The 7,074-nt window shown below is 65.0% G+C and carries 7 protein-coding genes; 1 reads left to right on the top strand and 6 read right to left on the bottom strand.

What is annotated here, in order from left to right; translation table 11 throughout:
- Positions 1-176: 176 nt before the first annotated feature.
- Positions 177-1,067: an ABC transporter substrate-binding protein gene (locus HMPREF7215_RS08670; protein ID WP_269621709.1), complete on the top strand. Its 891-nt coding sequence runs from the start codon at positions 177-179 to the stop codon at positions 1,065-1,067.
- A 298-nt stretch (positions 1,068-1,365) separates the two neighbouring features.
- On the opposite strand, the gene HMPREF7215_RS08665 is transcribed toward HMPREF7215_RS08670, so the two are convergent.
- The 6 genes from HMPREF7215_RS08665 to HMPREF7215_RS13640 form a co-directional block, all read right to left on the bottom strand.
- Positions 1,366-2,160 (bottom strand): ABC transporter ATP-binding protein, encoded by a 795-nt coding sequence (locus HMPREF7215_RS08665; RefSeq protein WP_009165431.1) that lies wholly within the window; start codon positions 2,158-2,160, stop codon positions 1,366-1,368.
- On the bottom strand, positions 2,157-3,164 hold the full coding sequence (locus HMPREF7215_RS08660; protein WP_009165430.1) for a FecCD family ABC transporter permease: 1,008 nt from the start codon (positions 3,162-3,164) through the stop codon (positions 2,157-2,159). Before HMPREF7215_RS08660 ends, HMPREF7215_RS08665 begins: the two co-directional genes overlap by 4 nt.
- Positions 3,164-4,246, bottom strand: coding sequence for an ABC transporter substrate-binding protein (locus tag HMPREF7215_RS08655; protein WP_009165429.1), 1,083 nt, complete (start codon positions 4,244-4,246; stop codon positions 3,164-3,166). Before HMPREF7215_RS08655 ends, HMPREF7215_RS08660 begins: the two co-directional genes overlap by 1 nt.
- A 41-nt stretch (positions 4,247-4,287) precedes the next feature.
- Complete coding sequence (locus HMPREF7215_RS08650; RefSeq protein ID WP_009165428.1) at positions 4,288-5,379, bottom strand: ABC transporter substrate-binding protein; 1,092 nt, start codon at positions 5,377-5,379, stop codon at positions 4,288-4,290.
- A gap of 6 nt (positions 5,380-5,385) precedes the next feature.
- Positions 5,386-6,555: an oxidoreductase nitrogenase component 1 family protein gene (locus HMPREF7215_RS08645; protein ID WP_009165427.1), complete on the bottom strand. Its 1,170-nt coding sequence runs from the start codon at positions 6,553-6,555 to the stop codon at positions 5,386-5,388.
- On the bottom strand, positions 6,552-7,074 hold a 523-nt coding region (locus tag HMPREF7215_RS13640), incomplete at its 5' end, for a hypothetical protein (protein WP_232205552.1). The genes HMPREF7215_RS13640 and HMPREF7215_RS08645, both read right to left, overlap by 4 nt.

Genomic DNA, 7,074 nt, shown 5'->3' with positions numbered 1-7,074 from the left:
TTTTTTCGGCGGACGTATCACATCCATTGCGGAGGTCGTCATGAAGAAAAAAAAGTTCCTGTCACTGTGTTTCGCGCTGCTGCTCGCAGCTTCGTCCGTTGCGGCGAACGCCGCCGGGCGCGGCCTGGTCGTTCCCAGCGCCAGCTGCGTTTCCAACCTGAACCCGCGATTACTATCTGGGCGCGCCCTCCGTCGACACCGTGACGTTCCGGATCATCTCCGACCCGGCCGCTCAGGAAGTGGCCCTGCGCGGCGGCGAAATCAACTTCATGGAGCTGACCAACGCCGAGGCCGTCAAGATATACTCCGCCGACCCCGCCTACCGCGTCGTCAAATATCCCGAAGGCCGCGTCAACTACCTCGCCGTCAATAAATTCTGTCCCGCCGTGCAGGACCGCCGCGTCGTCGAAGCCGTTTTCGCGGCGCTGAACCGCGACGAGATCATCGCCGGCGCCTACGGCGAAGGCATGGCCGAACCCGCCAACGGCGTGCTCAGCAACGTCAACACGTTTTACGACCCGACGCTGAAAGGCTACGATCCCGATCCCGCTAGGGCGCAGAAGCTGGCGGACGAGTGCGGCCTGCGCGGCAAGACGATGACGCTGTACTTCAACTCCGAGCGCGTCTACATGAAAGAAACGGCACAGATCATCCAGCAGGAGCTGAAAACGATCGGCGTCACGCTCAACGTCATCCCCCTCGAATCGTCGGGCTTCTTCAAGAAAGTCTTCGGCACCGACGGCGACTACGAGTTCTACCTTAACGGCTACGGCGCCAGCGGCGACCCCGACAACGTCGTCGCCGGCATGTACAACGGCACCTGGGGCGTCAACCTCGCCGTCAGCGACACGCTGCTCGGGCTCTGGAAGCAGGCCCGCACCGTTTATACCGACGCCGAACGCGCCGAACTGTACCGCCGCATCCAGCAGCGCACGCGCGAAGAGATGCCGTCATACCCGATCGCCTATCCCAACTACGTCTTCGTCACGACGGCCGACGTGCGCGGAACCGACGCCATCAGAAAGACGCCCATTTTCGAGGATTATACCAAGCTTTCGATCCAGTAGCGGCGGTCGATCCGCCCTGTGCGACGGACAACGTTTCAGACTCGTTTTCGTTAAAAAGGGCAAAGATTCTTTGGCCTTTTTATTTACAGCGCCAACGGCGCGTCGAAAACTGCATGAAATCGCGTGACGCATGTTCTTTGCGGCACGGCCGTGCGGAGCGCGGCATTTTCAATGATGCCTTTTAATTGAAAATTAGTATCAGCGTAAAAACATCAGAACGTCCGGAAGCGGAGGCACAGGCCTGCCGCTTCCGGACGTTCTTTTGTGTTCCGAGTGAACCTTTTCGATCACCGTTGCCTCACCCCTGCGCGGCGATGGACAGCGGCACGACGGTGTTGTAGGTGACGCCGCCGCGCTGGAAGTCGTGGATCGAGACGTTCACGCCGAAAGCGCGGCGCATGTTGTCTTCGGTGATGACGTCCCGCGCCGCGCCGTACAGGTCCGTCTCGCCGCGCCCGAGCAGCAGCGCCTTGTCCGACAGCTTGAGGGCGTGCGCGGGAAAATGCGTGTTGACGATCACCGACATGCCGTGTTCGTGCGCCAGATGGCGGATGATGTCGAGGATCACCAGCTGGTTGCGGAAGTCGAGGTTGGATTCCGGCTCGTCCATGACCAGCAGCCGCGGCTGCGCCGCCAGGGCGCGGGCGGTGAGCACGAGCTGCAGCTCGCCGCCGCTCATGCGGTCGCAGCGCTTGTCCGCCAGTCTGGCGATACCCGCTTCTTCCATGGCTGCCGTGGCGACCGCCTCGTCCTTCGGTCCCGGCTGGCGCGTCACGCCGAGATGGGCGCTGCGCCCCAGCAGCACCATCTCGCGGGCGGTGTAGGGGAACAGGCTTCCCTTGGCCTGCGGCACGTAGGAGACGCGGCTCCACAGCTCGCGCGCCGCATAGTCCGCCAGCGGCCGGCCGTCGATAACGGTGCGCCCGCTCTTCCACGGCAGAAATCCCATCATGCAACGCAGCAGCGTGGTCTTGCCGACGCCGTTGGGGCCGAGGATCGCCAGGATCTCGCCGGGGCGCACGGAGAAGGACAGGTCGCGCAGGATCGCGCGCCCGCCGTAATCGAAGCAGCCTTTTTCGACGGAAAAGATCATTGCGCCGTCCCCCTCGTCCTGCGCAGCAGCGAGATGAACACCGGCGCGCCCACGAGCGCCGTGAGGATCGACACGGGGATCTCGGCGGCGGTGAGGCTGCGCGAGCAGGTGTCGATGACGAGCGTGAAGACCGCGCCGAGCGAGACGCAGGCGGGGACGATGCGCTGGTTGTTGCCGCCGCGGAGCATGCGCGCGATGTGGGGGATCAGCAGGCCGATCCAGCCGATCTTGCCGCACATCGACACGCAGGACGCCGTCATCGCCGTGGCCGCCAAAATCACTGCCAGGCGCATGGCGCGCAAATTGACGCCCATGGAGCGGGCCTCGTCCTCGCTGAGGGCGAGGATGTTGAGCCGCCAGCGCAGCAGGTAGATCGTGAGCGCGCCCGCGGCGATCATCGGCAGGCCGATCAGCAGCGTCGAGTAATTGGCGGCCGAAAGGCTGCCCATCAGCCAGTAGGTGATCGTCGGCAGCACTTCTTCCGGATCGGCCACGTACTTGAGCAGCGACACGGCCGCCTCGAACAGCGCGCCGATGACCAGGCCCGACAGCACGATCATGATGATCGAGTTCTTGCCGCGTACCTTGGAGATGTTCCACGTCAGCGCCACGGCGCCGAGGCCGAAACAGAGCGCGAAAAGCTGCACGGAGACCATGTCGAGCCGGAACATCAGGGCCGCGACGGCGCCGCACGAAGCGCCGCTGGAAACGCCCAGCGTGTCGGGCGTCGCCAGCGGATTGTTGAACAGGCTTTGAAAGGCCGCTCCCGAGAGCGCCAGCGCCGCGCCGCAGCACAGCGCCGTGAGCACGCGGGGCAGGCGTACGCCGAAGACGACCGACCGCTCCATGGGCGCGATCTCCGCTCCGGTCAGCGGCGACAGCAGCACGCGCAGCGTGTCGCCCGTGCTCAGCGCGTAACGGCCGAAGCCGAGGCAGAGCAGCGCCGCCAGCACGGGAACGGCCCAGAGCAGCAGCGCGCCGAAGCGACGTGATTGACCGGCCATCAGAAGATCGCGGCCTCGCGGGGCGGGTTATAAATGGCTTTCAGATCCTCGCCGGTCAGCTCGTAACCGTAAAAGCGGCGGTAATAATCCTTCATCATCGCGTCCAGGTCGACGTCGCCGAACAGCTCGGGATGCACGCGCTGCGCCACCCAGACCAGGCTCAGCGGCGTGTCGCCGGAGGGCGGGTACCAGCGGTAGACGCCGAGCGGGAACTTGTGGACGCGCCTGTTTTTGACGGCGGCGACGTTGCTCCAGTCGTAGCCCTCGATGGCGTTGTCGTAGAAGTCCTCGGGCACGTAGGGGCAGAAGTTGTTGATGAAGATCACCTCGGGATCCCAGCTGTAGATCTGCTCGAGGTTGACCGTCTTCCAGCCTTTCAGTTCCGCGGCCGCGTTGACGCCGCCGGCGTGTTTGAGGTAGAAGGAAGCGTAATCGCCCGAACCGGCGACCACCAGCTGGCCGCCGCTGAATCCGGCGAACATCAGCGCGCGCGGTTTTTCGGCTGCGTTCGCTGTGCGTTCCTGGATCATCTTCAGCGTCTCGCGGCCGAAGTCCGCCACGCCGTCGGTCTTGTCGCCGGAGCCGAAGATCTTGCCAAGATAGTCCGCCCAGTCGGCGAACGTGCCCACGGGATCGCCGCCGTACTTGCCGGGTTTGAAGCCCACGGCGGGGATGCCGGCGCGCCGGTACATCTCGCCCTCGGCTTTCTCGCTGGCGCGGTAGAATACCACGTCCGGCTTCATTTTCATGATCTCCTCGACGTTGATCTTGCCGCCTGTGGCGAAGTCGCATTTCAATTTGAGAATGTCGGGATACATCTTCGCCAGGTAGGAATGTTCCGCCGCGCTCATGGCCGCCGCGGGGATGCCCGCGAGGCCCTGCACGCCGCCGCGGTAGAGGCAGTAAATGCTCGTCAGCGGCATGATCGAAGAGATCACCACGCGCTCGGGATTTTTCGGGACCGTCACCTCGACTTCCGTATCGTCAATAAAAGTCACTGTCTCCTTGCTCTCCGCCGGCCCCGGCGCGGCGCAGAGAAGAGCCCCAATCATCAGGAACGAAAGAAATTTTGTCCGCTTCATCGCGATTCTCCTTTTGCCGAATTTTTGCGGGCGAAAAGCACTCAATAGATCGCCGCTTCGCGCGGCGGGGTGCAGATGTATTCCACGTCGCCGTCGGTCAGCTCGTAGCCGTAAAAGCGGCGATAATAGTCCTTCATCGCCTGCGCCATATCGACGTCCGCGAACAGTTCCGGCTGCAGGCACTTGGCCGCCCACAGCAGGCTCAGCGGCGCGTCGCCCGCGGGCGGGTACCAGCGGTACATGCCGAGCGGGAACTTGTGGACGCGCTTGTTTTTGACGGCGGAAACGCTGCTCCAGTCGTAGCCTTTGATGGCGTTGTTGTAGAAGTCCTCGGGCACGTAGGGGCAGAAGTTGTTGATGAAGATCACCTCGGGATCCCAGGCGTAGAGCTGTTCGAGATTGACCGTCTTCGAGCCGTTCAGCGCCGACGCGACGTTGACGCCGCCACCCTCGTTGATGTAAAACTCGGCGAAGATCGTGCCGCCGGCCGCCGCCAGCTGGCCGTCGCGGAACCCGGAGAAAACGATCGCGCGCGGGCGCTGTTCGGGCTTGAGCGACGCGGTGCGGATGCGCAGTTTTTCCAGCGTCTCGCGGCCGTATCCGACGATGCCGCTGGTCTGTCCGCCGCCGCCGAAGATCTGGTCGAGCCGCTCGATCCAGCCGGCGAACGTGGCGATGGTATCGACGCCGTGCTTGCTGGTGCTGAACGCCACCGCGGGCAGCCCGGCCTTGCGGTACATGTCGCCCTCGGCGACCTCGTTGGCGCGGTAGAACACCACGTCGGGCTGCAGCTTCATGACCTCTTCGACGTTCACCTTGCCGCCCTTGGCGAAATCGCACTCCAATTTGAGGATGTCGGGATAGACCTTGGCCAGATAGGAATGGCGCGCCGCGCTCATGGCCGCCGCGGGAATCCCCACGAGGTTCTGCACGCCGCCGCGGTACAGGCAGTAGACGCTGGTCAGCGGCAGGATCGAGGAAATCACGATGCGTTGCGGGTTCTTCGGGAACGTCACCTCGACGCCGCGGTCGTCCACCAGCGTGATCGTCTCCCGCTCCGCGGCCGCAGCCGCGCCTGCCAGAGCCGCGCTGCAAAGCGCCGCGGCCAGAAAACGCGCGAAAAATCGTTTCATGTCTTTTTACGCTCCTTTGCTCTTCGATAAAACCGCCTCGACGAGGCGGTCCATTTCGGCGCCCAGCCAGTGGGGCGCGTGATCCCAATAGAGTTTGCTCGACAGCGCCGGATGAGGCAGTTCGACGAGTTCGACGCCGCCGTCCGGCGGAATCAGCCCGGCGAACAGCGGATCGCCGACGATCGTGCGGAAGCGCCCCGACTCGATCAGTTCGCGCAGCGCCGTTTCGTCGGCGACGTCGAGATCGCCGGGCGAAGCGAGGCGGCGGTCCAGCCCCAGCATCGTACCGACCGTCACGGGCAGGGCGGGCGAACGGGCGAGAAACTCCGCGCGCAGCGCGGCGGCGCACACCTGTTCGCCGACGATCAGCACGCCGCCGTCGCGGCTGGGCGCGTTTTGCGCGCGGCACTCGCCGTCGGCCAGCGTCCGTTCGATCAGTTCCAGCGCCGTCTCGCCGCCGCACAGCGGCAGCGCCGCGACCCACGGCGTGCCGTAACGGCGGCGCAGCAGTTCCGCCGCGTCCATCCCCGACTGCGTGACGGCGAGGTTGAGCGCCGCTTCGCCAAGACGTTCGATCTGTTCGAGCGAAACGCCCATCATCAGGCGGCCGTTCACTTTCAGCCCGTGGCCTTCGAGGAACGCCGCCAGTTCGGCGGCGTTGCCGTTGTTCGCGAAGTCCAGCGGCGTCATGCCGAGGATGTTGACGCCGCGGGGAACCTTTCGTCCCGCGTCCTTCGCGAAGCGCTTGATCAGCGCCGTCTGCGCGGCGCCGACGCCGGCGCCGTAGCGGACGATGCCGTTGGTCGGGAAGCCGAAACAGGGCAGGCCGGTGCGGTTTTCCAGCTCCGCGGCGATGCCCTTGAAGTCCGTGCCGATCACCATCGGCACGGGGCTGCCGATCACGGCGATCATCGTGGGACGGAGTTCCTCGCAGGCCGCGACGACGCGGTCGACGAGCCTGTCGTCGTCGCCCAGCACGGCGTCGATCTCGCGCAGTCCCGAGCAGAATGTCCGCGCCGGCGCGTCGTACCAGCGCGGCTCGTCGTAGCCCGTGTAGTTGCCCGTGCAGCCCGAGGCGTCGTGAATGACGGCGAGGCCGTCCAGCTCGTACATGGCGGAGCAGACGCCCGAATAGTCGCCGGCGTAGGCCGGCAGCGTGATCCACAGTTTGCTCACAGCACCAGCCCCGCTTTCTTCACCATATCTTTCAGGTCGATCTCCGCGCCCGCCGCGGCGCGGATCATTTCCAGCATCGCCGCGACGCCGCGGTAGCCCCAGTGCCCCTGCTGCGCGTCGGCGGGAACCACGCGCCGCGAGCCGGTGATGTAGCCGCTGTTGTAACCGATGCAGAGGCATTCGGGAAAGCGGTCGCGGAAAAGCACGCGCCGCGGGTCCTGCGGCTGTATGATCTCGACTTCGGCGCAGCGTTCGCGCAGCCAGCGGTAATTTTCCGCGTCGGAGGCGACGACGTCCTGCACGATCAGGCGCTTCACGCGAAAGCCGCGTTCCAGCAGCGCTCTGGCGAGGTCGAATGGTCGCGTCACGGCGTCGCCGTCGAGGACGACGGGCAGTCCGTCCAGAACCTCGCGCGTGCGCGCGAAATCCTCTTCGCACGCCGCTTCGTAACCCGAAAGGTCGGGACAGTCCGCGCCGAGCGCCGCCGCCAGAGCGCGATACATTTTCGTCACCTCGCGC

Source organism: Pyramidobacter piscolens W5455, from assembly GCF_000177335.1.
GTDB classification, from domain to species: Bacteria; Synergistota; Synergistia; order Synergistales; family Dethiosulfovibrionaceae; genus Pyramidobacter; species Pyramidobacter piscolens.
This window is presented reverse-complemented; position numbering and strand designations above follow the sequence as displayed.

Bases quoted from the DNA above. Each gene is read 5' to 3' on its own strand.
- HMPREF7215_RS08665 (WP_009165431.1), bottom strand. From the start codon at position 2,160: ATGATCTTTTCCGTCGAAAAAGGCTGCTTCGATTACGGCGGGCGCGCG.
- HMPREF7215_RS08660 (WP_009165430.1), bottom strand. From the start codon at position 3,164: ATGGCCGGTCAATCACGTCGCTTCGGCGCGCTGCTGCTCTGGGCCGTT.
- HMPREF7215_RS08655 (WP_009165429.1), bottom strand. From the start codon at position 4,246: ATGAAGCGGACAAAATTTCTTTCGTTCCTGATGATTGGGGCTCTTCTC.
- HMPREF7215_RS08650 (WP_009165428.1), bottom strand. From the start codon at position 5,379: ATGAAACGATTTTTCGCGCGTTTTCTGGCCGCGGCGCTTTGCAGCGCG.